The organism is Chryseobacterium sp. (genome assembly GCF_008831505.1).
Taxonomy (GTDB): Bacteria; Bacteroidota; Bacteroidia; order Flavobacteriales; family Weeksellaceae; genus Marnyiella.
The window spans coordinates 820,165-846,299 of sequence record NZ_CP044507.1; the positions used below are offsets into that span (position 1 = coordinate 820,165).

The following is a 26,135-nucleotide window of genomic DNA, read 5'->3' on the forward strand; positions in this document are numbered from 1 at the left end:
TTCCGTTCAACGGGCTTTCATTTCTTGTCTTGCAGACAAAACGAAAGCTTAGTTATTAGCTGAAGGTTTTTTAATTTTCATATTCACCATCCTCTAATAATTTGTAATAATCGCCCGCTTGAAATGTTCGAGAATCAGTTGGACAAATTCCATAAGTTCCTCCATCACTTCTGTGGCAAAGTATTGCAATATCATCTCCACATTCTATTTCTATTTCTTCGGCAGGTTTAATAATATCGTTTTTAATTCCGCCTGTACTCCAGTTTATTGAAATGCTGATATCAACATTTGAATTGTTTTTTAATGTTCCAGTTGCCATATTTTTAATTTTTATTGTGCTCTGATTATAAAGTTTACATAGTAGTTTTTGGGTCGAGTTTCATTTCCTCCTTTATTGGTTGTTTGTGTAATTTTGAAATTTTTATTAGAAGCGTCATTTCCTGTTCCATTATTTGAATTTCCAGGAATATTATCTGTATCATAATCGTGATTATGAGATTTAAATTCATCATTTTGGAAGCTCCCTACTTCACGACTTTGTCCTTTTCCATTAGCAATTCTAATATCTGAATCAGGATCTGAAATGTTTATTGTATCATAGTCTACACCTCTTAAAAACTGACCTTGCAAATTTGGTATTTTGAATTTTGTATCTGATGATGCAGTTCCCCAATTATTTTGAAGAATTTTTTCTAAATCTGAATATTCACTTTTTTCTAATTCTGCTCCATCACAAAGAAGCCAACCCAATGGAATAGTTTCACGACTTCCTCCAAATGCTAGAATTGAGCCAATAGGGTTGTCTTTATCTGTAATTGAACCGTTATTATAGTTATTTTTTTTAGAATTCCAAACCGCAGGATATAAAAATGGAGTGATTGAATTTTTTTTAGATTCTCTATTTACTAAAATTGCTAAATTGGAAAATTCGTCTTTTAGCTGTGACTCACTAATGAGATACAAATCAATTTTAATAGGAATAATATCTGCTCCCTTTTTTTGCCATTCAATATCATCTTGAGTCTTGAAGTTATTTTCTGTATCTTTTTCACCCTTTATACCTCCATAGGTAAAAGATTCTTTGTTTTTATCACTTTTATCAATTACAGGTTTAGATTTAAGAAGTTCTTCCGATTCTTTAGCAGACATTGTATACTCAATCTGATCATTAAACAATTTAACTAAATTATTATTTGTTATTTCAATCTTTACCTCTATTCTTTGCTTGTTTTCAAAAAGTTTGTCAACAAATCCTTTTATTAATTCTGAATATTTTGTTGTATCTCCATCAACAGATAAACTTATTTCCGATTTATTTTCATTAATGATATCGGAAATAAAAGTTCTATTTAAAAAGCGTTTTTTCTTTTGTTCATTTGAAAGAACTGAACTTGTAGCTCCTGCACCTATACTTAACGAACCTAATGAAATTCCAAATCCACCACCTGATGATGATGACTTTATTTTATTTTCAATAATTAAATCTTCATCACCAATAATTTTTTTGATGTTTTGTGAATTATTAAAAAAAGTAGCAATTGCACTTATAGTTGTGGTAGAATATGGAGAGCCGTCTCCATATAAGTTAGCCCAAATTAAATTTGTACGTCTATTGTTAAAGAAGTTATTAAGTTGTTTAAATGTTCCTTTAATTACATATGCTCGTTCACTAATTAATGATAGTTGTGTGGTGAAATTATCTTCTGGTGTAATATTTATAAAATCATCTTCATTTAACCATTGTTTGGTTTCTCCAACTTTTGCATAAACTTTGAAAAATTTAAAAGGAAGTAGGTTTAAAGAAATATCAGTAGTAGTTATATTTTCTTTTTTATCTTTGCTTCTTTTCGCGTTTTCAATTGCAATAATTTTTGATTCAATATTTTTCTCAATTTCTTTGTCGGAATGATATATCAATAAAGAAAGTTCTAGTTGATTGTCTAAATTTTCAAACTCGTCCTTTTTTTCATTTAATTGTATTTCAAAATCATTCCAATCAACAATAATGAGTGGAGTGAAAAAATAATTTCTTTCATCTTTACTTCTATATAATCCTATTTTAATTCCTCCGAAAGAATTATCTAAAGTAAATGCATTATAGAATGCTGGAATTTCAAAATCCAATGCTGTACCTTGATTGTTTACATTTGTTTCCATTTTTATTAATTTTTAAAATTTGAATAATAAAATTATATAAATTATATAATTTATACAAATAAAATTCATGTAACATACTGGTAAACTTTCAGCTAACTTGTATATATGTATTACAAAATCATACATATACAACCACTGGGCGGGAGATATGTATGACTAACGTGTTATTTTTATTAAATTCAAATATAACTTAATTTTACTTTCCCCTACTGATTTCTTTTATCAGCATACCCTTAAAACAAAAAAAGGCGGAAGAAGTAAAAACTTCCTCCGCCCAAGAGCCCAAAAATCAAATAAACTATGAAAAAAAAATTATTTGGGCTCCAATATGCTGAACGGTACAATACACTCCTCCAGCGAAATGCCGCCATGCTGGTACGTGTCCTTATAATAGTTGACGTAATGGTTGTAGTTCTTGGGATAAGCCAAAAACATATTGTTTTTCGCAAAGATGTATTTGGAACTCAGGTTGCCTTTTGGCAGGAAGAGTTTCTCCGGATTGCTGATGGCCCAAACGTCATTGTCCTCATATGTAAGGCTTTTCCCGGTCTTGTAGCGGATATTGGTCGAGGTTTCCCTGTCGCCAACAACTTTGCTGGGCTTCTTTACATAGATGGTGCCGTGGTCGGTCGTGATCACGAGTTTAAACCCGCTTTCGGCCGCCAGTTTCACAATCTTCAGTAAGGACGAGTTCTCAAACCAGTTATAGGTAAGCGAACGGAAAGTCTTATCGTCACGGATCAGCTGGTTGATGATGTGGTTATCGGTCTTTGCGTGACTCAGGATATCGATGAAGTTGTACACGATCACCAAAAGGTCGTTGTTCTTATGCTGATTGAATTCCTCCAGAACCTTTTTCTCAAAATCCGAGTTCAGGATCTTCAGGTATTTCATTGATTTTGATGAAAGGCCCAGACGTTTCATCTGGTCTTCCAGGAATTCGCGTTCATGCTCGTTCTTGTTGCCGTCTTCATTATCGTTAAACCACTTGTCCGGGAAGCGTTTTTCAATTTCCGAAGGAAGCTGGCCCGCAAAAAATGAATTCCGCGCGTATTGGGTAGCGGTGGGCAGGATGCTGTAATAGTAATCCTCGGAGGTTTTGTTATAGAACTTGGTGAAGAGCGGCTCGATCATTTTCCACTGGTCATAGCGCAGGTTATCGATCATCAGCAGCAGGACTTTGTCCTTTTCCACCTCTGCCTTTACTTTTTCCTTGAAAACGGTGTGGCTCATCATGGGCTTGTCGGCACCGTGCAGCCATTCTTCATAATTGTTCTCGATAAACTTGCCGAACTGGATATTGGCTTCCTCTTTCTGGCTCTGCAGCAGGTCGGCAAATTCATTATCGGCCACCTTGTCGAAGCGGATTTCCCAGTTCAGGATTTTCTTATAATATTCGGCCCATTCTTCGTAGGTCCTTACGTAGGAAAGTTCCATCGACAACTGGCGGAAATCCTGCTGATAGCTTTGAATGGTGCGCTGTTCCACCAGTTCATCTTCCTGGAGGTTTTTTTTAAGCGAGAGCAGGATCTGGTTGGGGTTTACAGGTTTCAGGATATAATCTGCAATCTGCGAGCCTATGGCTTCTTCCATAATATGCTCTTCTTCACTTTTGGTTACCATAACGATCTTAATCGCGTTGTCCCGCGCCTTGATCATGGGGATGGCTTCCAGCCCTGAAATTCCGGGCATGTTCTCATCTAAAAAAGTAAGGGCGAAATTATCGGCGTCTATAAGCTCTAAGGCGTCATTCACATTGTTCACAGGAGTCACGCTGTAACCCTTATTCTCTAAAAAGACAATATGGGGTTTCAGCAAGTCCACTTCATCATCAATCCATAGTATTTTTCCTGACATAAAATTGGGTAAGTTTATTTGAAGCCGGAAACCGGCATTAGTATTGAATTTATAGCGTCAAAAATACGACCAAAGCTTCATAAGTTTTGCCCAATTTTAAAGGCTAAAACGTTAAAGTTCAGTTAATGTGGTTCACAGTCTGAAATACGGCTCTGTATGGAAGCGCTCTGATTGTAAATCGCTAACTTTGAAGCTTTCATTTCCCGGCTTCATGCAGAACAAACTTAAAATCATCAACGATCCGGTACACGGATTTATAAAAATTCCTTACGAACTTCTGTTCGATATCATTGAACATCCTTACCTGCAGCGCCTGCGCCGGATTTCGCAGACCGGACTTCTGAACCTGATATTTCCCGGCGCCACCCACACGCGCTTTCATCACGCTATTGGTGCCATGCATTTAATGTTTACCGCTTTGGAAACCTTAAAGCTGAAGGGCGTGCAAATCTCAAAGGAAGAAGAACAGTCGGCCATGGCAGCTATCCTGATGCACGACATCGGGCACGGACCCTTTTCGCACGCCCTGGAAAGTATGCTTATGGACAACTGGCACCATGAGAAGCTCTCGCTTTTACTCATGGAAAAGCTGAATTCAGAATTAAGCGGACAGCTGGACACAGCCATTGAGATGTTTAAAGGCAATTATCACCGCCGGTTGTTTAACCAGCTGATTTCCTCACAGCTGGATGTGGACAGGCTGGACTATCTGAAACGTGACAGTTTTTACACCGGCGTTTCTGAAGGTAATGTGAACACACAGCGAATCATATCAATGATGAATGTGGCAGATGATGAACTGGTGATTGACGACAAAGGAATTTATTCCATTGAAAATTACCTTACGGCCCGCATGTTTATGTACTGGCAGGTGTACTATCATAAAACCGCGGCGCTGGCCGAATTCCTGCTGGTGAAAATCATGAAGCGTGCAAAACAGCTGGTGCTGGAAGGAGTGAAGTTACCCGCCTCAGCCAATCTTGATTACTTCCTTTATAAAAACGAATTTGAAAGTGCCACCGAGGAAGATATTGCCCGTTTTACCGAGCTGGACGATACTGATTTGATTGCCGCCATGAAGCTTTGGCAGGATGCCGATGATTATGTGCTGTCCTATTATTGCACGGCACTTATGAAGCGTAAATTCCCTAAAACCATCATCTCTTCGACAGCTTTTTCCCAGGATTTTATTGACGAAAAAGTTAAGGCTGCCAACAGCAGTCTGGGTATTGATTGCGGAGATAAACTGGTGCATCAGATTTCAAGGAGCCTTCTGCCTTACAATCCGGTGAAACAGCCCATCTATCTGCTAGGGAAGTCCGGCGGGAAAGTGCTCCTGAACGAATTTGAAGGACAGATCCTTTCATCATTTATTGTAGAGCCCAGTACGCGTTACATCCTTTCCTTTCCGCGCGGACTGTAGTTAAATATTTAAGTTCGGAACAGCAGCCTTTTCGGGATTTTATTATCTTTGCACGATATGGAATTTACAGCCTCCCAGATTGCAGGTTTTATAGACGGAAAAATTATCGGCGACGAAAATGCACTGATTTCCGGTGTGTCTCCCATTGAGCGCGGTGAAAAAGGACATCTGTCCTTTGTGGCGCAGGAGAGGTTTGCACCGTATCTGGAAAGCACTGCATGTTCGGTCCTGGTCGTTTCAGAACGGCTGCTTTCGGATAAAAAGTACAGTCCCACAATTATAGCGGTAGAGGATGCATACCTTTCTTTTCAGGTCCTGATGAACATCTATGATCAGATGCGCGGACGTAAAACCGGAATTGAACAAGGGTCCAACATCCACGAAACTGCGGTGATCGGCGAGGATGTTTATGTAGGTTCCTTTACTTACATCTCAGAAAAAGCCCGGATTGGGAAGGGGTCTCAGATTCATCCTCAGGTATATATAGGCAAGAATGTAAAAATCGGCGAAAACTGCCGGATAGACAGTGGTGTCCGCATTTACGATTACTCTGTTGTAGGCGATAACTGCACCATTCATGCAAATTCTGTAATTGGCAGCGATGGTTTTGGTTTTCAACCATCAGCTAAAGGCTATTCAAAAATTCCCCAACTTGGTAATGTGGTCATTGAAGACGATGTGGAAATCGGCTCCAACTGTTCCATAGACCGCGGCACCATCGGTTCTACCATCATCGGTCGCGGTACCAAGATCGATAATTTGATCCAGATTGCCCACAATGTGAATATCGGAAAAAACAACGTGATTGCCGCTCAGGCCGGTATCGCAGGGTCCACCACAATTGGCGACTGGAACATGATTGGAGGCCAGGTAGGGATTGTTGGTCATATCAATATTGGAAATAAGGTGAAAGTGCAGGCGCAAAGCGGGGTGAACTCCAATGCAAAGGACGGTGAAGTTCTTTATGGCTCCCCGGCCATCAATGCCGGCGATTACCGCCGGAATTATGTACACTTCCGCAATTTTACCGATATTATAAAACGAATTAATAAACTTGAAAATAACTCAAAAGAACAGTCCAATGAGTGATATGCAAAAAACCCTTAAAGAGGAGGTCTCTCTGTCCGGAAAGGGATTACATACAGGCAAGGAAGTAACTCTTACCATTAAACCGGCAAAAGAAAACACCGGTTTTGTTTTTGTACGCACCGACCTGGAAGGGCACCCGCATGTGGAAGCCGATGTGAACCACGTTACTACTACAGACCGCGGTACCACACTGGAGAAGTTAGGTGTGCGTATCCATACCTGCGAACATGTACTTGCAGCTCTGGTAGGTTGCGACATAGATAATGCCATCCTGGAAATGGACAGTGCCGAGCCGCCCATCATGGACGGTTCGTCCAGATTTTTTGTTGAGGCCATTGAAAAAGCAGGTGTTGAGGAGCAGACGGCAATACGTGAATATCTGGTGATAAAGGAGGTTATTTCCTATGTGGATCCTGCAACCGGTTCCGAAATTACCATGATTCCCGCCGATAATTATGAAGTAACAACCATGGTGGATTTCGGTACCAAGGTATTGGGAACCCAAAACGCGACACTAAAGGATATCTCCGATTTTAGAGATGAAATAGCCAGCAGCCGGACTTTCAGTTTCCTGCATGAGCTGGAAATGCTGCTTGATGCCGGACTCATTAAAGGCGGCGACATTTCCAATGCCATTGTCTATGTGGACAAGGAACTTACTCCGGAAACAGCAGACAAACTGAAAAAAGCCTTTAATAAAGACGATATATCCATCCGCCCGAACGGAATCCTGGATAACCTGACCCTGAACCACCCCAATGAGGCGGCCAGACACAAGCTGCTGGACGTAATCGGTGATCTGGCTCTGGTAGGTGTAAAATTGAAAGGTAAAGTGATCGCCAATAAGCCCGGACATTTCGTTAATACGCAGTTTGCCAAGAAGCTGAACCGTCAGTGGAAGCTGCAGCGCAAGAAAAACGTGCCGGATTTCGATATCCATAAACCACCGGTTTTCGACATCAACGGTATTATGAAACTGATGCCTCACCGCTATCCGTTTCTGCTTATCGACAAGGTTCTGGAGCTTTCAGATACTCATGTTGTAGGTTTGAAGAATGTTACCTTCAACGAGCAGTTTTTCGTTGGACATTTCCCTAAGGAACCTGTAATGCCGGGTGTACTTCAGGTGGAAGCTCTGGCGCAGACCGGCGGTATCCTGGTACTTGCCAGCGTTCCCGATCCTGAGAACTATTCAACCTATTTCATCAAGATTGATAAGGTGAAATTCAAGAAGAAAGTAATTCCCGGCGATACCATTATCTTCAAGATTGAACTTATTTCTCCTATAAGACGTGGCATCGTGCATATGCAGGGCTTTGGCTACGTGGGCGACAGCATTGTGGTGGAAGCAGAACTAATGGCACAGGTCGCCAAAAATACTCCCGCATAGATGATTCACCAGTTAGCAGCCGTTGATAAGCGTGCAAGAATTAAGAAAAATGTGATTGTAGAACCGTTCACCACTATAGCCGCGGATGTGGAAATTGGTGAAGGTACCTGGATTGGACCCAATGTGACCATTATGGATGGCGCACGTATCGGCAAAAACTGCCGTATTTTCCCGGGAACGGTAATTGCCGCAGTGCCTCAGGATCTTAAATTTGATGGTGAGGATACTCAGGTAATCATTGGCGACGGTACTACCATCCGTGAATCGGTAACTATAAACCGTGGTACCAAGGCGCTGGGCTATACCAAATTAGGTAATGATTGTCTGATTATGGCCACTTCTCATATCGCCCATGACTGCATTATCGGTAATAATGTGATCATCGTAAACGGCTGCGGTATTGCCGGGCATGTGGAAATCGGTGACCATACTGTGGTTGGAGGACTTTCGGCCATTCACCAGTTCGGGAAAGTAGGCAAGCATGTCATGATTTCCGGAGGTACTTTGGTGCGTAAGGATATTCCTTCGTACATCAAGGTGGCACGCGAGCCTATGTCTTATGCCGGTATCAACTCAGTAGGACTCAGAAGACGGGGATTTACCAATGAAAAGATATTTGAAATCCAGAAAATTTACCGTTATCTCTACCAGATGAAGATGAATGTCTCACAGGCCGTAAGCCTTATCGAAAAAGAGATGCTGCCTACCGTGGAGCGCGACGAGATCCTGGAGTTCATAAAAAATTCGCCACGCGGTATTGTGAAAGGATACGGCACCGGCAAGGAATAGCATTATACCAATGAAAACAGCAGCATTTATTTTATTCTTTTTACCGGTTATCGCTTTTTCGCAGCAGTTGTCTTTAGTGACTCAGGCGGCAAACGATTCGCTGGCGAAGAAAAGTGTGAATTCTGTTTTACACTTTGCGAAAAAAAACTTTAGTGAAAGCAATTTCAGTTCATTTTATGTTTCCGAAATCAATTTAAATGTTTCTGAACTTAACCGCAATACCTACAACTTTAACACCCTGAACCGCGGTCTGTTTGTTGGCGAGCATATTGATAATTTTATGCCGGCTTTCCCTAACAGAGCAACAGTTGAACACGTGCGTGCAGCACGACAGCTTCTCCAAATACAGATTTTGGACAAATAATCAGTCCACACCACCAAGAAGTACAATAATTTACAAACTAAATAATTAATGGCAACAAGCAACGATATTAAAAAAGGAATGTGCATTGAATTCAGTAACGATATCTTTAAAATCATTGAATTTCTGCATGTTAAACCAGGTAAAGGTCCGGCCTTCGTTAGGACTAAAATGAAGTCCGTAACCAACGGTAAAGTTCTTGAAAACACTTTTTCCGCAGGACATAAGATTGACGAAGTGAAGGTGATTACCCGTAAATTCCAGTATCTCTATGAAGACGATAACGGCTACCACTTTATGAATAATGACGATTTTGCGCAGATTTACCTGAATAAGGAAATGATCGAAAATGCTCAGTTCATGAAAGCAGGAGAGGAGGTAACCATCATCCTTAAAGATGCTGATGAGACTCCACTTTCCGCCGAGATCCCTCCAACCGTTTTCCTTGATGTGATTGAAGCAGATCCGGGTGTAAAAGGAAATACAGCCACCAACGCACTGAAAAACGCCATCGTGGAAACCGGCGCCCGCGTAATGGTACCGCTTTTCATTGAAGCAGGCGACAAAATTAAAGTGAATACAGAAGACGGCACTTATCTGGAGCGCGTTAAGTAACCGCTTTAGTGTTTTAAGATTTGCCGGATTGAAAGTCAAAATTGATAGATGACATTTAACAAACCTCAGACTTTAGGAGATATCGCAAGGCTAACGGGTGCCCGAATGGTGGGCGATGCGGACTTTCCGGTGTACGGGACCAACGAGATTCACCGTGTGAAAAACGGTGAGATCGTTTTCGTGAACCATCCTAAATATTACGATGCGGCACTCAGTTCGCCGGCAACCGTTATCCTTATTGATAAAGAGGTAGAATGCCCGCCGGGAAAGGTTCTGCTGATTTCAGACGATCCGTTTCGGGATTTCAATGTAATCAATACGCATTTTACGAAAATCTCTAACTTTCAGGAAGAACTTCACGATATCGAGGTAGGCGAGGGTACACGTATTCACCCTTCCGCAGTCCTTGGAAATGAGATCAGGATCGGCAAAAACTGCATAATATATCCAAATGTAGTCATTGGCGACCGTACTGTGATCGGGGATAATGTAATTATCCAGGCCAATACAGTGCTTGGTGGCGACGCCTTTTATTACAGAAAACTGAACGGCAACTACGACAGGTTGATTTCGGTTGGAAATGTGGTAATAAAAGACGGTGTTGAAATCGGCAATAACTGCAGCATTGACCGCGGAGTTACAGATTCAACTATCATTGGTGAAGGTTCCGTATTGGACAATCAGATCCAGATCGGTCATGATACGGTGATCGGAAAGCGGGTCCTTATTGCCTCACAAACCGGAATCGCAGGTTGCTGTATCATTGAGGACGATGTAACAGTTTGGGGTCAGGTAGGTATGGCCTCGGGCGTACGTGTAGCCTCCGGAACGGTACTGCTCGCAAAATCCGGTGTAAACCGGGACCTGCCGAAAGGAACGTATTTCGGACCGCTGGCCGAGGAGTTCAGGCAGTATTTAAGGAAAGAGGTAAAGATTAAAAATTTATAAGAGGCGGTAAGCGATAATCCCGGTATCATTAGTTAAAATAGTGAGTAACACGGCAAAAAAGTCAATTTTATTGAGTATTTTTGTGTGTTCAAAAAAATAAGTAATTAATTAAACAATATAACATGTCAGTATTAGTAAACAAAGATTCTAAAGTAATCGTACAGGGCTTTACAGGGAATGAAGGGACTTTCCATGCACAACAGATGATTGAGTACGGAACCAACGTGGTTGGCGGCGTTACTCCGGGTAAAGGTGGTTCTGAGCATTTGGGAAAACCGGTTTTTAATACCGTTGCCGAAACTGTAGAGAAAGCAGGTGCTGATGTATCCATCATCTTTGTACCGCCGGCGTTTGCTGCTGATGCGATTATGGAAGCTGCTGAGGCAGGTATTAAAGTGATCGTTTGTATTACTGAGGGTATTCCTGTTGCTGATATGGTGAAAGTAAAATCTTACCTTGCTGATAAAAACTGTCGTCTGATCGGGCCTAACTGCCCCGGAATCATCACTTCAGATGAAGCTAAGATCGGTATTATGCCAGGTTTCGTTTTCAAGAAAGGAAAAGTAGGAATCGTTTCCAAGTCCGGAACGCTTACTTATGAAGCTGCTGACCAGGTAGTGAAAGCCGGTTACGGTGTATCTACCGCTATCGGTATCGGTGGTGACCCAATCATTGGGACAACTACAAGAGAAGCACTGGAACTTTTCATTAACGATCCTGAAACTGAAGCGGTGGTTATGATCGGTGAAATTGGCGGTAACCTGGAAGCTGAAGCTGCCAGATGGTACAAGGCAAGCGGCTCTACGAAGCCGGTTGTAGGTTTCATCGCAGGTCAAACTGCTCCTAAGGGTAGAACGATGGGTCACGCAGGTGCGATTGTTGGTGGTGACGAAGATACTGCACAGGCTAAGATGGCCATTATGCGTGAAAACGGTATTAATGTGGTAGATTCTCCTGCAGATATTGGTGTTACCGTAGCTAAAGTGTTGGGTTAATAAACATCACTTATAAATATAAAGGCTGTTCCTCGGGAGCAGTCTTTTTTATTGTTAAATAAATCAGTAAGGCTAATTCATGCGTTCGAACAAATGCTTTTCGCTCCACTGCAGGATATTCTGGAGTACAGGAATTAGGTCAAGGCCTTTTTCTGTGATGCGGTAATGATAAATCAGCTTATTGGTCTCACTGTTTGTCTTGGTCAGAAGTTCCAGGTTTACCAGCTTCTCCAGCCGTTGTGCCAGAGTATTGGACGCAATTCCTTCTTCCATCCTGGAAAGTTCGCCAAAGGTTGTCTTACCGTAAAATGCAATATCGCGCAGAATGAGCAGGGTCCATTTGTCTCCAAATACATCAAGGCCCCTGGCCAGCGGGCAAAGCGAACGGTAATTCTTCATAATCAGCGGTTAGTAAAGTAAAGCTAAGAAATTTTGCAGTCATTAGCTAAATTTATCTAACTGAAAATACAGAGTGGCGGTCAATATAGATCCACCCAAGTGCATAGTTCAATGGGAATGTTACGCTGATTAATGATATACACAGTAGAAACTTTTTATACTACGGTAGAATATTTTTATGAAAAAAGGTGCAGAAAATTCCGCACCTTACTTACTAGTTAATTCGGTTATTTTTAAACATTTACGTTTTCCAGTATTACAGCATACCCCTGTCCAACACCGATACACATGGTGGCCAGTGCGTATTTCTTGCCGGTTTTGTTTAGTTCCAGTGCCGCGGAGTAGGTGATCCGCGCTCCGCTCATGCCCAGGGGATGGCCCAGAGCGATGGCGCCTCCATTCACGTTCACTCTTGCATCATCATTTGCGATTCCCAGTTCCTTCAGGCAGGCAATGCTCTGTGCAGCGAAAGCTTCATTCAGTTCAATAAGGTCAATGTCTTCCAGGGTCAGGCCCGCTCTTTTCAATGCCAGTTTGGTAGCCTCCACGGGGCCAATTCCCATAATGCGCGGCTCCACACCTACCACGGCCGAACTTACAATTCTCGCCAGTGGGTTAAGGCCATAGTTGAGGGTAGCTTGGCCGGAAGCGATGAGTACCGCTGCAGCACCATCATTCAGGCCGGAGGCATTTCCGGCGGTCACAGAACCGTTTTCTTTTACAAAAGCAGGTTTCAGTTTGGCCAGAACTTCAAGGCTGGTATTGGGCTTGATGAATTCATCCGTATTTACAACTACAGGTTCGCCTTTGCGCTGCGGAATTACGATGTCTGTAATCTCTTCTGCCAACCTTCCGCTTTCGCGCGCTTTAGTGGCTTTCATCTGAGAATTCAGCGCAAACTGGTCCTGCTCTTCTCTGGAGATACCATACATTTCTGCCAGGTTTTCAGCAGTTTTACCCATCGCTTCGGTACCGAAAAGTTTAGCCATTTCCGGATTGATAAATCTCCAGCCGAAACTGGAATCGTACATTTTCTGGTCAGTGGCAAAAGAACCTTCAGCTTTTGAAAGTACAAAAGGGGCACGCGACATCCCTTCTACACCACCAGCGATGAATACATCACCCTCACCGGAACGTATGGCTCTCATCGCCTGTACCACGGCACTCATGCCGGAAGCACACAGCCTGTTTACGGTTTCACCCGGAACTGTAACCGGTAGGCCTGCTAAAAGCAGTGACATCCTGGCGATATTCCGGTTGTCCTCGCCTGCCTGATTGGCACAGCCTATAATAACATCGTCAATTTTATCCGCCGGCAACCCCGGATTTTTCGCCATTAAACCTTTAATTACGGAGGCCATTAAATCATCAGTCCTAACAGGTGCAAGGCTGCCCTTGAAATTTCCGATCGCGCTTCGGGTACCGTCTATTATATATGCTTCTCTATTCATTTTACAGGTCTTTTTTTGAGGTTTAAAAGATACGGATTTTTAAATTTTTCTTCTGGTGCACTTAATTGCCGCTATCTTAAGAGTTTATATTCAATGAGCAGCTGGCGTTTGTACGCCAACTTAATGATATAGGCTGTTGTCAGCGTGATAAGAAGGCCAATAACGCAGCCTGAAAGCACGCTGAGGAATCGGTCTATCGGTGCCATGAAACCTTCATTCGGCTTCTCAATTAGGATGATGATTATAGCAACCACGGCAGTGCGGGCGACAGAAAGGAGATTGAAAATGCGGCACAGGAGGGCTGCCAGGATAATTCCTGCCAAAACCTTGTAATAAGTGCCAAATGGAAGATAGACAGGCAGAAAACTTGAAAAGGCTCCAATCAGGTTAGCTTTCACCCTCTCTAATGACAGCCTCGCTGTATCTTTACCTTCAGGCGATATAACCAGCACGATGGAAAGGAGTGCCCAAAAAAGGTCGAAACGTGGAAAAGTAAGCATTAAAAAATATCCTGCGCTGAAGCCCGTGATGCACCGCAGGATATAGATTGAAGTAGGTGAAAACACCTCTTTTCTCACGTACCTGAAGCTGGTCATGCGGAAAGGTCTTCCTTAAATGTTGCGGCCGTCTTTTGCCGGACTTCCTCCAGCGAAGATCTGAAACAGGTTTCTGTGCGCATGAGCGGAGATAGAATAGCCGATCAGCGAAAACATTTCGTCCAGGGTCACTATGTTGATGATATCGCGGACCAGTTTAATGTCCTGCTGACCAAATATGCCGTTATAATAAACCTTCATCACATAAAATTACAGATTTATGTTGAATGGCTCTGCTCAAAATACTGTTTCTAATATTCAGCAAAACCTGTCCAACTTTATTTACGCGCCATACCGGCTTTTCCTTGTGAACTGACGGTTAATGACAAGTGATTTCAGAAATGGCGGAACAAAACGGCTTGCATGTAAAAAGGACCTATTGAGCAATCCGGGGATTATTGTTGTATCGTTTCGGAACATGCGGTCAATCGTTAGCCTGGCCAGTTTCTCAGGATCAAAGGCGGATTTTCGCGCCAGGCCCTTCATCTCAGAAATAATCTGTGTGGAATTAGGATTACTTGTAACACCACCTGGACAAACCAGAACCACGTGTACACCCGAACCCTTCAGTTCGCACCGCAGGGAATTGCTGAAGGAATGGATAAAAGCCTTGGAAGCTACATAACTTACCTTCTCCGGAATGCAGAAGAAACCACCGAGACTGCCCATGTTTAAAATATAAGACTGCCCATTGGTTTTAAGATTGTTTAGAAGCAGTCTTGTGATTATTGTAGTGTTTACCACATTTACCATCAGTTGCTTCCTGTAAAATTCTGGCGGCAGGTTTCCAAATATTTCCTTTGAGCCTATGCCTGCATTATTAATGAGGATATTAATGCAGAAACCATTTGTCTGTACCCATTCTTCTACCACCGCAGGTGCACTTTCTTCGGAAAGGTCCACGCCCAAGGTGTAACAGTCTACTGCATAATGTTTCCGGATTTCCAGGCCGAAGGCATGAAGTGTTTCATCCGGAAGTGCCACAATCAGCAGATGATGTCCGCGGGATGCGAGTTCCCGGGCAAAGGCGGCACCAATACCTGAACTGCCTCCCGTTATCAGTGTGAATTTACGGTCTGTAGTCATCGTTCCTGATTGTTTCATAGGTTTGTTTTAATCCTTCTTCAAAGTTACGGTATGTGTAACCCAGTTCCGTCTGCGCTTTTGAAGCGTCGAGTGCGTAATTATAGCTGTATTTCCTGATCCATTTCGGTGTTATTGCCGGTGGTGTGCCTGTTAGTTTCTCACGTAATACCATCAGGTGTCCACCAAGTAACATGAGGGGAAGCGGTACCTTAAAAAGCCGGTGATCCTTGCCTGTTATTTTCTTCATAATTCTGAAAAACTCGTTATATGTAAGGTTATCACCTGACAGCAGGTAGCGGTGCCCTTTCCGGCCGTGTTCCATGGCCAATAGGTGACCTCTGGCCACATCTTCCACGTGCACATAGCTGCCAATGCCTTCACCGTCGCCGGGAATGATCCTCCATTTTCCTGCAGCGAATAGTTTCAGCATTCTGGTAATCGAATTACTTTCCTGATCGACACCAGGACCGTAAATCCTGGGCGGATTTACAATGATGATATCCATGTCTCTCTCTTCCACATAACGGAGGCACAATTCCTCTGCCTGCGTTTTGGAGTCTTCATACTCGTTCATCACTTCACCTATCCTGTCATCATTTTCCCGGACAGGCCGGTTGCCCGACGGACCCAGTACCCCTGCTGTGGAGGTGAAAACTATACGCCCAATACCCAGATTCTGTGCTGTGTCCAGAATATGGCGTACCGCTTCCAGATTTACTCTGTAATAAATTTCCGGGTCTTTTGCCCACGGTTTCGCGTAGGCGGCCAGATGGTAAACTCGGCTACAGCCTTGCATAGCCTCTGCTATAGCAGCAGGATCGGTAATGTCGCCTATAAATTTAACAAGGTTTGTGTGGTTTTCCAAATCATTTGGATTCCTGCAGAGTGCATGCACTGTGAAGCCTTTTTCCAGCAGCATTGATTTTATGTACGAACCTATATAACCGGTAGCCCCGGTCATGAAAATTTTCATGTATTTATTTTTTGCTGGCTCAAAGTACGAAAAATTGCACCTTTTGTATCAGTAGACTGCTATTTATTATTTTTTGGTCATCCCATATTATGTCAGGTTAAGAATTAGCTGAATGTATCTGTTGAAAGCAGCTGGTACTTCATATGTGGGACTGTTTTATAAACCCTTTTTTTGCTTAAATTTGTGGGAACAATCATATCCATGGACGAAGAAAAAAAACCGCTGAACTTTATTGAGCAAATTATAGAAGAGGATCTGGCCAACGGTCTGCCGAAAGAAAAACTGAGGTTCCGCTTCCCGCCGGAACCCAACGGCTATCTGCACGTGGGACACACAAAAGCCATATGCATCAATTTCGGGTTGGGCGAAAAATACAATGCGCCCGTTAACCTTAGATTTGACGATACCAACCCGGAAAAAGAGGAACAGGAATTTGTAGATGCTATAAAGGCAGATATTGACTGGTTAGGATTTAAATACGATAAGGAACTTTATGCCTCAGATTATTTTGATCAGCTTTATGAGTGGGCTGTTCAGATGATCAGAGAGGGCAAGGCTTATGTGGATGAACAATCATCAGAGGATATTACTGCGCAGCGTAAAAATCCTTTTGAAGACGGAATAGAATCTCCGTTCCGCAACCGTCCGGCCGAAGAGAGCCTGGACCTTTTCGCGCGTATGAAAAACGGTGAGTTTGACGAAGGAGCCATGTCACTGCGCGCAAAGATCGATATGAAATCGCCCAATATGAATATGCGTGATCCCGTTATGTACCGCATCCTGAAGCGTCCGCACCACAGAACAGGTGATAAATGGAAAATTTATCCCATGTATGACTGGGCTCACGGTGAATCTGATTATATAGAACAGATCTCCCATTCACTGTGCTCACTGGAGTTCGAAAACCACCGGCCGCTCTATGATTGGTACCTGGATCAGGTTTATGAGGAAAATACGGTCCGGAACAAGCAGCGGGAGTTTGCACGTATGAATGTATCGTACATGATAACGTCAAAAAGAAAACTCCAGCGTTTGGTTGCTGAAAATGTGGTTACCGGTTGGGACGACGCACGGATGCCTACAATTTCGGGTATGCGCAGGCTGGGGTATACGCCGGCATCCATCAGGAATTTCATTGAAAGGGTGGGTGTGGCCAAAAGAGAGAACCTGATAGATATCCAACTTCTGGAATTTTCCGTACGTGAAGACCTTAATAAAGTTGCTACCCGCGTAATGGCCGTTGTTGATCCGGTGAAACTTATAATTGAAAATTATCCGGAAGACGGTGAAGAATGGCTGGAAACAGAAAACAATCCTGAGCAGGAAGATGCCGGCACACGCCAGGTACCTTTCGCCAGGGAATTATATATCGAACGCGAAGATTTTCAGGAAGAAGCCAATAAGAAATTCTTCAGGCTCAAGCTTGGAGGTGAAGTACGCTTAAAATCCGCTTATATCATAAAAGCTGAGCGTGTGGATAAAGATGAAAACGGCGAGATCACAACTATATACGCCACTTATGAACCGCAGAGTAAATCAGGTAGCGGCACTGAGGAAAGCCTTAGGAAAGTGAAGGGAACGCTTCACTGGGTGTCGGCGAAGCATGCTTTGCCAATTGAAGTCCGTATCTTCGACAGGCTGTTTACGGTGCCACAGCCGGATGCAGAAAAAGAATCGGATTTTATGGAATTCGTAAATCCTGACAGTCTTAAAATTGTAGAGGGTTTTGCGGAGCCGAGCCTCAAGGAGGCGCAGACGGGACAGCCATATCAGTTCCAGCGGATTGGATATTTCACCAAAGACAGAGATTCTTCGGCTGAACGACTGGTCTTCAACCGTACGGTTACCTTAAAGGACGGTTATAAACCTTCATAAAAAAAAACTCCGGATTTTCCGGAGTTTTTTAGTATTAAACGGTGCCTCTTACGAAAAGCTGCTGCCGTAATTTTCTGAACATCAGCCTATAGCCAACGCGCATTTTTGTGTAAATTAAATTTTTCATAATCGTATGTTTTTGTGGTATAAAGATAGTAATTTCCTAATCAAGCCCAAATTGTATTACTTTAAATTTTTAAGAACGATATGTTAAGGATGTTATCCTGAATCTGTAACCAAATTTCATGAATAAAATTTTCACCTCTACCGTGGCTTTGTGTACGGCTTTTTCATCTGCCCTGGGCGCACAAAGCCGTGATTCTGCACAGTTGATATCTGAAGTAAGTATTGAGGCTTACCGTAAACCGGTTGCACTTCTCGCGTCCACAAAATCAGTTTCCGTCGCGGGGCAGAATTTCCTTAATCAAAATGCGCCCGACCGGCTGATGGAGGCTGTTAACCTGCTGCCCGGTGCCCGTATGGAGGAGCGCTCGCCCGGCAGTTACCGTCTTTCGGTTCGCGGCAGTTCATTACGGTCCCCCTTTGGTGTACGCAATGTAAAGGTATATCTGGAAGAATTTCTTCTCACCGATGTAAGTGGTAATACCTACCTGAACGTCCTTGATCCGGAAATGATAAGCAGAATTGAGGTATATAAAGGTCCGGAAGGCGGCGAATTTGGTTCTGTCACAGGTGGCACTGTACAGTTAAACACGCAGGGGAAAAGTGATAGAAGCGCTCGCATTTCCGGTGGAGAATTTAATAATTTTAAAGGAAGTCTCCGGTTTGCCGGTGAATTCGGGAAACACACTTATCAGTTATTTAGCGGCTACCAGACCACCCAGTCCTACCGGGAACAGTCGGCTCTGGAAAGAAAGCTAATCTATCTTACAGACAGGTTAAGCTATTCAGGCAAAGGAAGCATTGGTCTTATGCTGCTGAGTTCAAACCTGCATTATGAAACCCCGGGGGGCCTTACACTGGAACAGATGACCAAGGACAGGCGCCAGGCAAGACCCGGTACCGCAACCCTACCGGGCACTGTGGATCAGATGGCGGGTATATATAATAATATGGTGCTCACAGGAATTTCCCATCGCTACCGGATAACACCCAAGATCAGCCATTTCATGGCGGTTCAGGGTTCTTACAATGATTTTAAGAATCCATTCATTACGAATTATGAGCAGCGTTACGAAAGGAATTTGGCCTACCGGACGTATCTGAATTTTGAAACATCTGCTGGCGCGAACTTTTTTCAGACAAGGTTGGGTGCGGAAGGTGGTGGGAGTAAATCAGTGATCAGAAATTTTGACAATGAAGCGGGAGTTCCCGGCTCTGCTCAAAACTTTGATGATATTTTTGCGCGGAGCGGCTTTATCTACCTAAGTCAGAAAGCAGAATTGTCCGACCGTTTTTTTATAGATGCTTCACTGAGCCTCAACATGACACAATACCGTTGGCAAGGGATTTTACCGGAAACGGTAGCAGCCAGCAGACAATTGAAGAATGAATTTCTGCCGAGCCTCGGAATAGCTTATCTCATAATGCCGGATTGGACTGTTCGGGCCAAAGTCAGCAAGGGCAACTCGGCACCCACCATAGAAGAGCTGAGGTCTTCGGCCCAGCAGTATAATTCAGATCTGGCGGCGGAATATGGCTGGAACGTGGAGGTTGGAATGCGCAAACAGTTTGGAAACAGTATTTATCTGGAAGCAGGCATCTTTGATTTTCGTCTGAAAGATGCCATTGTGCGGCGCCAGACCAAAGGTGGACAGGAATATTTCATCAATGCGGGTTCTACGTCGCAACAGGGTCTGGAAGCGGTGCTAGAAACTAAGCCGTTTCAAATGAATACTCCGTTTTTGAAGTCTGTTAAGTTTTGGCTGGCCGGCAGTTTTTATGATTTCCGTTTTATAGACTACAAACAGAATGAAAACGATTATTCCGGCAACAAACTTACCGGCGTACCCATGGAAACAGTGCAAAGTCTGTTAACATTGAAGTTTGCCCGAAACCTTGGTATTGATTTGGCCCACTTCTACATTTCTGAAATCGCACTTAATGACAGCAATACCGTTTTTTCTGAACCTTCTCTTATTTCAAATATTACTGTAAGTTACCCATGGAGTAACACGGTTTTTAAGGCGGAGTTGAGTCTTTCAGTCATGAACCTTTACAATAAATCTTACAGTCTGGGCCATGATATCAATGCATTTGGCAACCGTTTTTACAATCCGGCAGCTAAAAGGAATGTGTTGGCCGGCATACGTTTCCGTTTCTGATTGCCATGGTTTTTGCATGCTCAGCATTATGAAAAAACTCCTGCTCATAATTGCCTGCATCACTTTGCTCAGTTGCGGAAAAGACAGTACAGAATCTTCAACGGGCCATTCCGTTCATGACTCAGCCGTCGTAAAAACAGATACCCTTCAGGTCAGCTCAGAAAAAATGGTGGCGGTTTCGGAAAATCTTTCCGTTAGAAAGACAAACGAACGGTTTCTTGAATTACTTCAGCAGAAAAAATATTGGGAACTCAGCTCATTTATCCATCCTGAAAAAGGGGTGAGGTTTTCCATGTACGCCTATGTAAAGCCCGATAAAGACAAGATCTTCAGCTTGAGCGATTACCGAAGATATATAAACTCTGAAGTGAAGTTTACTTTTGGTGAAAAAGACGGTACTGGTGAACTGTATGTCACTACGCTGAAATCTTACCTCGAAAAGTGGGTATATAAGCGTGATTTCGCCTCGGCAAAATTTTATGAAAATACATTTCGCGGAACCGGTAACTCACTGAATAACCTGAAAGATATTTACCCTGATCTTCCCTTTACTGAAAATTACATAGAGGGCTCAGAAAAGTACGGTGGCATGGACTGGAATTCCCTGCGGCTGGTCTTTGAGGAATTTAACGGCAGATATTATGTTGTTGCTGTTATTAATGACGAGTGGACTATCTAGAAAGTTGATCGCCCAACACTACTTTCCAGCAGCTTCGCCAGTTGCTCAGTAAGTTTTTTCCTGGAGAATTTAGATACTTCGCGGCTTTCCGCAGGGACATCATCACTATCTTTCCATTTATTAAATTCAGATAAAATAAACTGTTTGATTTCCGATGGAGTAACATGGTATGGAAGATGCCGGCCGGCGCCTGTGTCATTCAGGATACTCATTACATCGCTGTTTTCTGGTCCAAATGAAAGTATGCTGTTTCCTGTTGCCAGATATTCAAAAATCTTACCCGGAATTATACCGCGCGACTGCTCATCCGGAAAATTGGTGATGAGCAAGAGGTCGGATGACTGCATTTCATTCTGGGAGGCAGCATGGTTCAGATATCCAAGGTTACGTACATATTTATTAAGCTCCAGAGTGTCAATGTGCGAGAGTATCTTATGATCAATCCGGCCCACAAATTTGAGTTCAAATTTGCTTCGGAATTCCATATCATTTTTTATTAAATCCTCCAGCACATCCCACAGGATTTCAGGATTTCTCAACTGTTCCAAAACACCGATATAGCTCAGTGTGAATTTCTGGTTTCGTTCTCTATTGCTCGTTGCCATCCCATCAAAACCATTTGTAATACAGAAGGAATTGGCTCCTTTTTTTCTGAAATTTTCGGCATCGGTATAACTCGTAGCCAAAGTGATGTCAGCTGCTTCAAAAACCTGTTTTTCCAGTTTACGGTGTTTCCTGTCGGCCGCGGGGGTAAGTTTAAGATGTCTGTAATAGGAGATTTCGGTCCAGGGGTCGCGGAAATCGGCAATCCAGGTCAGTTTTGGAAATGTTTTTTTGAGCTCAAGTCCGATCAGGTGCAGTGAGTGCGGGGGACCGGTGGTCACTATTGCGTCAAAATGATTTTGCTCCAAATATTTCCTCAAGTATTTCACCGAAGGTTTCACCCAGAAAACGCGGGCATCCGGAATAAAGAAATTTCCCCTGACCCAGATGGAAAGTCTGGACTTCCAGTTTTGGTTTGTTCCCACGTCGAACTGGCCGGCTTTAAATTTTTTGTTCTCCTTACCGAAGATCTCAGCCAGTTGATAAGGTTCCCAGATTTTAGTTTTTATAATCTGAAGGTCCTTTGAAACTTCCTTTTCCAATGTATCATCAACAATTGGATAGCTGGGATTATCAGGCGTAAAAACAGTAGGTGTCCAGCCGTTTTCAGGTAAGTATTTTGCGAATTTCAGCCAGCGCTGCACACCCGGACCACCCGCGGGTGGCCAGTAGTAGGTGATGATAAGAATCTTTTTTAACGCCAAAGTTTACTGATTTACATTCTTAACGTAGTCTGCCGGATTGCCGTTGTTTTTATTTCTGAAAAGAAAGTAAATACCACCTATACTTAGCAGCAGGAATATTCCAAAACAAATCATTGAAACCAGTTTTCCGGTCTGTATTACTTCCGGTTCAAAAACCATACGAACTGTATGAACTCCGGCGGGAACGTAAACCGCCCTCAGCAGGTAATTGGCTTTGATGTATGGAACTTCTTTCTCGTCAATGAACATTTTCCAGCCTTTCGGGTAGTAGATCTCGGAGAAAACCGCCAGTTGTGGCGTCTTGCTTTCCGTGCGGAACTCCAGTGCATCCGCACGGTAGCCGGTCAGTTTCAGGATGCCGGTACTGTCGGCAGCTATTGGTTTCCCGTCAAAATACTCACGGTCTGCAGAGGAAACGATGGCAGTCTGTTTCGTATTTACCTCACCGATAAGCTTGATCTCCTCGTTGGGAGTATTCACGAATTTTACATCAGATACAAACCAGGCATTACCGTTGGCCTCCGGGTTCGGAACTGCTTCAGGGTTTTGAGGATCACCAAAGATCATATATTTGGTGTTGAGCATATTCAGGATCCTTGGAATCTTTACCGTATCCATTTTGCTGAAATATTCGCCAATCAAATCGTCATAACGGCGCAGTTTTACGGCATGATAGCCACCAACTGAGGCTTTGAAATAGGAGGTGTTGGTTTCACCGAATGGATTGATGGTCTGGTTGTAAATTCTGTAATGTCCTTTGTCCCGTTCAGCGATGGTTTCCAGGGTTTTGTTTACGTTCGCATTCATCAGTAACGACTGTAGCTCACGGTTATCGCCCACTTTTTCAACCATAAGTTCAGAAACTTCGGTCTGGAAAGGATTTTCGGCGAAAGCCGCATCAACAAAATTCTCACCGTTCAGGTAGCGCGTATTCACGCTCCACAGATCCAGCATACTTACGGCCCCGATGATAATCAGTGCGATATTCTGGCCGATTTTTTTCTTTAAAGAAAGGAACAGCACTCCGGCGCAAATTCCAACGTATAGAAATGCTTTCAGGGCATCGGTGCGGAACATCTTGAATCTTTCATCAACCAGATAATCCAGCAGATAGGGAGGGAGGTATGTTTTCTCGGTGGCTGTGTGGAAGCCTAAGACGGATTTGCCGAACACCAACAGCAAAGCAAGAAGTCCCAGCACCACACTACTTACAGTGGTAAGGATTTTCTTTTTATAGTCTTCGTCCAGTTCTTCATCTTTGTAAAATCTGTACAAGCCGATAACCGCAACCAGGGGAAACAGAAGTTCCACCACTACCAGAATGGAAGAGGGTGCCCGGAATTTGTTATAAAAAGGTACAAAATCAATAAACAGGTCAGACAGGATCATAAAGTTACTGCCCCAGGCCAGCATAATGGTAAGCACAGAAGCGCCCAGTATCCAGTAACGGTATTTTTTCCATGCAAAGAAGAATCCAAGGATGGCCAGGAAAATTACGATAGCACCCTGATAGGCCGGGCCGGAAGTACCGGGTTGCTCGCCCCAGTAGGTGGCACTGGCCAAACCTTTAACAATATTATCTACTTCGGCCTGCGAGCGGGCATTTTCTTGCACAAGTTGCTGGATGTCGCCCATCATTTTTTCACCTTCTTTTTCGTTGCTTCCGCCGCCCATAAGCCTTGGAATGAAAAGGTTAAAGGTTTCCAGTTTGCCGTAGCTCCACATCAGCATGCTTTCTTTGTCCATCCCGGACTTATCGGCCGTATGCGTTTCATTGGTCAGGATCTGTTTTCCCCTCACGGTTTCTGTTACGTATTCGGCATTCGCCATGATCCGCTGTGAATTCATTCCCACGCCCAGCGCGAATGCGAGCGCCAACACACCGGTGGAAATTCCAAAATGTCTCCAGTCGGTTTTCCCCATTGCTGCACGTAAAAGTTCAGAAAGGAAGAGGAAGCCTAAAGCGATAAACAGGTAGTAGGTCATCTGGGGATGGTTTGCAGCCATCTGAAGACCCATAAACAGAGCTGTAACAATAAAGCCTAAAATGTATTTCCTCCGGATGTAAACGAGGAGGATACCCGCCAGCAATGGGGCAAAATAGGCAATGGTGTGAACTTTTCCGTTATGTCCGGCCGCAATAATAATGTAGAAATAGGTGGAAAGACCAAAAAACAGCGATCCCAGCAGCGCATATTTCCAGTTGCGGACCGTAACCATGCCCAAAAGGAAGAACCCTGAAAAAAGAAGGAAGAGATAATTAACCGGCTTGGGCAGGAACATCAAAATATTATCCACCTGCTTTATTAGGTCTCCGCGGAACTGCGAGCCCATCTGATAGGTAGGCATCCCGCCAAACATACTGTTGCTCCAGTAGGTTTCTTCGCCATGCTGTTCGCGGTGGTCCAGCAGTTCCTTGGCACCGCCTTTATACTGCACAATATCATGCTGGAACAGCTGTTTCCCTGAAATTACAGGATTGGCGTACAGAAAACCAAGTATGATGAAAAGTAACAGGCAGCCTGCAATGTAAATGAGGTTCTTATTCTTTGCCATTATCTCTATTTATCAATAAATCAGTTATTTGATTCCTTATCTTTCACCTCTTCATAATCAACAGTTTCGGCATCCCATTTTACCTTCTGCTCAACTTTGCCGCTTTTTGCGGTATGAGTATCGGGGCGTGGCGGCAGGTTACCGTAAAATTTGGTGAAAAATATCTTTTTCATGATGTTCCACACAAAAAAGATAATAATGGTGCTTAGTATCGTTAAAAGAATGAATTTCATGAACTTTTATTTACCCGGATTTACAATTACATTGGAATTGGTCGTGTTTTTCATGGTTTCGGACTTCTTGCCATCGCTGAAGGTCTGGCTTTGAGCGGTCTTCACGTTGATGTTCTGACCCAGTATCCAACCGGAGTTTACGTCGAAGCGGTACGTTCCGTTCTGTGATAGTTCGGAGCTCAGCGATTGGGTGATACCGCCCTGTGTTTCCTTTTGCTGCTGCTTAGGTATTCCGCCGGAAACTGTGATTTCAGCCACACCGTCTTTCACACTTTTCAATGTGTAGTGGGAAGCGATTTTAATTTTACCGTCTGGTGAAGCGTTTTCTGAAACTGTCCATTTTTCTCCGATTTTGGCGCCTTTTTTTGGCATGATGAAAATGTTTTTCGAAAACTGATCCCGAAGCACTTCCTCATTGAACGAAGCTTTAAGCTGTTCCAGGATGGCCTTTCTTTCATTGGCATCCTTTGTCAGTCCGTTCACAGTGGTAGAGAATTTTGCGTAGATAGGTTCAAAGCCTGTAATTGATAAAATCTTTCCGCTTTCTTCAATTTTCATGTTGAGTTTATTGCCAGTCATGGCCTTGTCTATTACCCATCTGTTTTTCAGTGCTTCATCTTTCGGTGCCGCCGCTTTGGTATCCACAGACTGCGTCTTGCCCTGCGCGGACTGAGAGGTTTTTTTGGAAACAAAATTTATTGTGAGGTCATACACCTTATCTTTGAAACTGTTTACAGTGAAGTTAATTTCATCCGTATTCTCACGCGTCATACTTTGCGATTTCCCATCGGGCAGAGTGGTGGTGGCAACATCTTTTTGCTGGGTGATGAAGGGATACGTTTTTCCCTGCTCCAGTTTCAGAGTCTGAGTAAATACACCCGCTGAGTCTTTTATAGCGGCCATAGCCGCCATTTCTTTTGCTACTTTTGCAGAATCTTCTGCATTAACCTCAATGCGAACAGTATCTCCGGTTGTGGGGTCTATTTTTGTGATGGTCTTACTTTCCTTTTTACAGGCAACCAGCGCTGCAGATATCAACGCAAGGGTTACGATGTTTTTCATATAATTGAT

Annotated in this window: 24 protein-coding genes; 11 read left to right on the top strand and 13 right to left on the bottom strand. The window is 43.3% G+C overall.

The genetic code is table 11. From position 1 onward, the window contains the following. Positions 1 to 70: 70 nt before the first annotated feature. From F7R58_RS03890 to F7R58_RS03900, 3 genes are all read right to left on the bottom strand, one after another. Complete coding sequence (locus F7R58_RS03890) at positions 71 to 319, bottom strand: hypothetical protein (RefSeq protein ID WP_158063636.1); 249 nt, start codon at positions 317 to 319, stop codon at positions 71 to 73. 11 nt (positions 320 to 330) lie between these two features. Continuing rightward, complete coding sequence (locus F7R58_RS03895) at positions 331 to 2,157, bottom strand: tail fiber protein (protein ID WP_158063637.1); 1,827 nt, start codon at positions 2,155 to 2,157, stop codon at positions 331 to 333. A 312-nt stretch (positions 2,158 to 2,469) separates the two neighbouring features. Then, on the bottom strand, positions 2,470 to 4,014 hold the full coding sequence (locus F7R58_RS03900; protein WP_158063638.1) for a PglZ domain-containing protein: 1,545 nt from the start codon (positions 4,012 to 4,014) through the stop codon (positions 2,470 to 2,472). A gap of 211 nt (positions 4,015 to 4,225) precedes the next feature. Here F7R58_RS03900 and F7R58_RS03905 point away from each other — a divergent pair, with 211 nt between their 5' ends. The 8 genes from F7R58_RS03905 to sucD all read left to right on the top strand — a co-directional run bounded on the left by F7R58_RS03905 (position 4,226) and on the right by sucD (position 11,624). Then, the gene (locus F7R58_RS03905) at positions 4,226 to 5,437 is read left to right on the top strand and encodes an HD domain-containing protein (RefSeq protein WP_158065377.1); all 1,212 of its coding nucleotides are present in this window, start codon (positions 4,226 to 4,228) and stop codon (positions 5,435 to 5,437) included. 57 nt (positions 5,438 to 5,494) lie between these two features. After that, positions 5,495 to 6,526 (top strand): UDP-3-O-(3-hydroxymyristoyl)glucosamine N-acyltransferase, encoded by a 1,032-nt coding sequence (lpxD, locus tag F7R58_RS03910; protein WP_158063639.1) that lies wholly within the window; start codon positions 5,495 to 5,497, stop codon positions 6,524 to 6,526. Next, positions 6,519 to 7,916, top strand: coding sequence for a bifunctional UDP-3-O-[3-hydroxymyristoyl] N-acetylglucosamine deacetylase/3-hydroxyacyl-ACP dehydratase (locus tag F7R58_RS03915; protein WP_158063640.1), 1,398 nt, complete (start codon positions 6,519 to 6,521; stop codon positions 7,914 to 7,916). The genes lpxD and F7R58_RS03915 overlap by 8 nt, the downstream gene beginning before the upstream one ends. Further along, positions 7,917 to 8,705 (top strand): acyl-ACP--UDP-N-acetylglucosamine O-acyltransferase, encoded by a 789-nt coding sequence (gene lpxA / locus F7R58_RS03920; protein WP_158063641.1) that lies wholly within the window; start codon positions 7,917 to 7,919, stop codon positions 8,703 to 8,705. 10 nt (positions 8,706 to 8,715) lie between these two features. Beyond that, positions 8,716 to 9,069, top strand: a complete 354-nt coding sequence (locus F7R58_RS03925) for a hypothetical protein (protein ID WP_158063642.1) — start codon at positions 8,716 to 8,718, stop codon at positions 9,067 to 9,069. A gap of 48 nt (positions 9,070 to 9,117) precedes the next feature. After that, entirely contained in the window at positions 9,118 to 9,681 is a 564-nt protein-coding gene (gene efp, locus F7R58_RS03930; RefSeq protein ID WP_158063643.1) for an elongation factor P, read from the top strand. A 48-nt stretch (positions 9,682 to 9,729) separates the two neighbouring features. Next, positions 9,730 to 10,629 (top strand): LpxD N-terminal domain-containing protein, encoded by a 900-nt coding sequence (locus tag F7R58_RS03935; protein ID WP_158063644.1) that lies wholly within the window; start codon positions 9,730 to 9,732, stop codon positions 10,627 to 10,629. A 122-nt stretch (positions 10,630 to 10,751) separates the two neighbouring features. Further along, on the top strand, positions 10,752 to 11,624 hold the full coding sequence (gene sucD / locus F7R58_RS03940; RefSeq protein WP_158063645.1) for a succinate--CoA ligase subunit alpha: 873 nt from the start codon (positions 10,752 to 10,754) through the stop codon (positions 11,622 to 11,624). Positions 11,625 to 11,696: 72 nt separating this feature from the next. Here sucD and F7R58_RS03945 read toward each other — a convergent pair whose 3' ends face one another. The 6 genes from F7R58_RS03945 to F7R58_RS03970 all read right to left on the bottom strand — a co-directional run bounded on the left by F7R58_RS03945 (position 11,697) and on the right by F7R58_RS03970 (position 16,129). Continuing rightward, the gene (locus tag F7R58_RS03945) at positions 11,697 to 12,023 is read right to left on the bottom strand and encodes a winged helix-turn-helix transcriptional regulator (protein ID WP_158063646.1); all 327 of its coding nucleotides are present in this window, start codon (positions 12,021 to 12,023) and stop codon (positions 11,697 to 11,699) included. Between the two features lie 233 nt (positions 12,024 to 12,256). Continuing rightward, the gene (locus F7R58_RS03950) at positions 12,257 to 13,474 is read right to left on the bottom strand and encodes a 3-oxoadipyl-CoA thiolase (protein WP_158063647.1); all 1,218 of its coding nucleotides are present in this window, start codon (positions 13,472 to 13,474) and stop codon (positions 12,257 to 12,259) included. A gap of 71 nt (positions 13,475 to 13,545) precedes the next feature. Beyond that, positions 13,546 to 14,070 carry an FUSC family protein gene (locus tag F7R58_RS03955; RefSeq protein WP_158063648.1) on the bottom strand — a complete coding sequence of 175 codons (525 nt, stop codon included), beginning with the start codon at positions 14,068 to 14,070 and terminating at the stop codon, positions 13,546 to 13,548. Between the two features lie 15 nt (positions 14,071 to 14,085). After that, positions 14,086 to 14,271 carry a hypothetical protein gene (locus tag F7R58_RS03960; protein WP_158063649.1) on the bottom strand — a complete coding sequence of 62 codons (186 nt, stop codon included), beginning with the start codon at positions 14,269 to 14,271 and terminating at the stop codon, positions 14,086 to 14,088. Between the two features lie 81 nt (positions 14,272 to 14,352). After that, positions 14,353 to 15,174 (bottom strand): SDR family NAD(P)-dependent oxidoreductase, encoded by an 822-nt coding sequence (locus tag F7R58_RS03965; RefSeq protein ID WP_158063650.1) that lies wholly within the window; start codon positions 15,172 to 15,174, stop codon positions 14,353 to 14,355. Beyond that, positions 15,140 to 16,129, bottom strand: coding sequence for an SDR family oxidoreductase (locus tag F7R58_RS03970; protein WP_158063651.1), 990 nt, complete (start codon positions 16,127 to 16,129; stop codon positions 15,140 to 15,142). Before F7R58_RS03970 ends, F7R58_RS03965 begins: the two co-directional genes overlap by 35 nt. A gap of 201 nt (positions 16,130 to 16,330) precedes the next feature. Between F7R58_RS03970 and F7R58_RS03975 the strand changes: the two genes are divergently transcribed. From F7R58_RS03975 to F7R58_RS03985, 3 genes are all read left to right on the top strand, one after another. Next, entirely contained in the window at positions 16,331 to 18,004 is a 1,674-nt protein-coding gene (locus F7R58_RS03975; RefSeq protein ID WP_158065379.1) for a glutamine--tRNA ligase/YqeY domain fusion protein, read from the top strand. A gap of 245 nt (positions 18,005 to 18,249) precedes the next feature. After that, the gene (locus F7R58_RS03980) at positions 18,250 to 20,289 is read left to right on the top strand and encodes a TonB-dependent receptor (RefSeq protein WP_158063652.1); all 2,040 of its coding nucleotides are present in this window, start codon (positions 18,250 to 18,252) and stop codon (positions 20,287 to 20,289) included. A 28-nt stretch (positions 20,290 to 20,317) separates the two neighbouring features. Next, on the top strand, positions 20,318 to 20,968 hold the full coding sequence (locus F7R58_RS03985) for a hypothetical protein (protein ID WP_158063653.1): 651 nt from the start codon (positions 20,318 to 20,320) through the stop codon (positions 20,966 to 20,968). Here F7R58_RS03985 and F7R58_RS03990 read toward each other — a convergent pair. From F7R58_RS03990 to F7R58_RS04005, 4 genes are read right to left on the bottom strand one after another with little or no spacing between them, the layout of a single operon-like run. After that, a complete protein-coding gene (locus tag F7R58_RS03990; protein ID WP_158063654.1) occupies positions 20,965 to 22,275 on the bottom strand; it encodes a glycosyltransferase family 4 protein in 1,311 nt (436 codons plus the stop codon). The two genes, F7R58_RS03985 and F7R58_RS03990, sit on opposite strands and share 4 nt — an antisense overlap. A 3-nt stretch (positions 22,276 to 22,278) precedes the next feature. Next, positions 22,279 to 24,831, bottom strand: a complete 2,553-nt coding sequence (locus F7R58_RS03995) for a hypothetical protein (RefSeq protein ID WP_229723846.1) — start codon at positions 24,829 to 24,831, stop codon at positions 22,279 to 22,281. A 20-nt stretch (positions 24,832 to 24,851) separates the two neighbouring features. Further along, complete coding sequence (locus F7R58_RS04000; protein WP_158063656.1) at positions 24,852 to 25,064, bottom strand: hypothetical protein; 213 nt, start codon at positions 25,062 to 25,064, stop codon at positions 24,852 to 24,854. Positions 25,065 to 25,070: 6 nt separating this feature from the next. After that, positions 25,071 to 26,126: a DUF6263 family protein gene (locus F7R58_RS04005; protein ID WP_158063657.1), complete on the bottom strand. Its 1,056-nt coding sequence runs from the start codon at positions 26,124 to 26,126 to the stop codon at positions 25,071 to 25,073. Between the last annotated feature and the right edge of the window lie 9 nt (positions 26,127 to 26,135).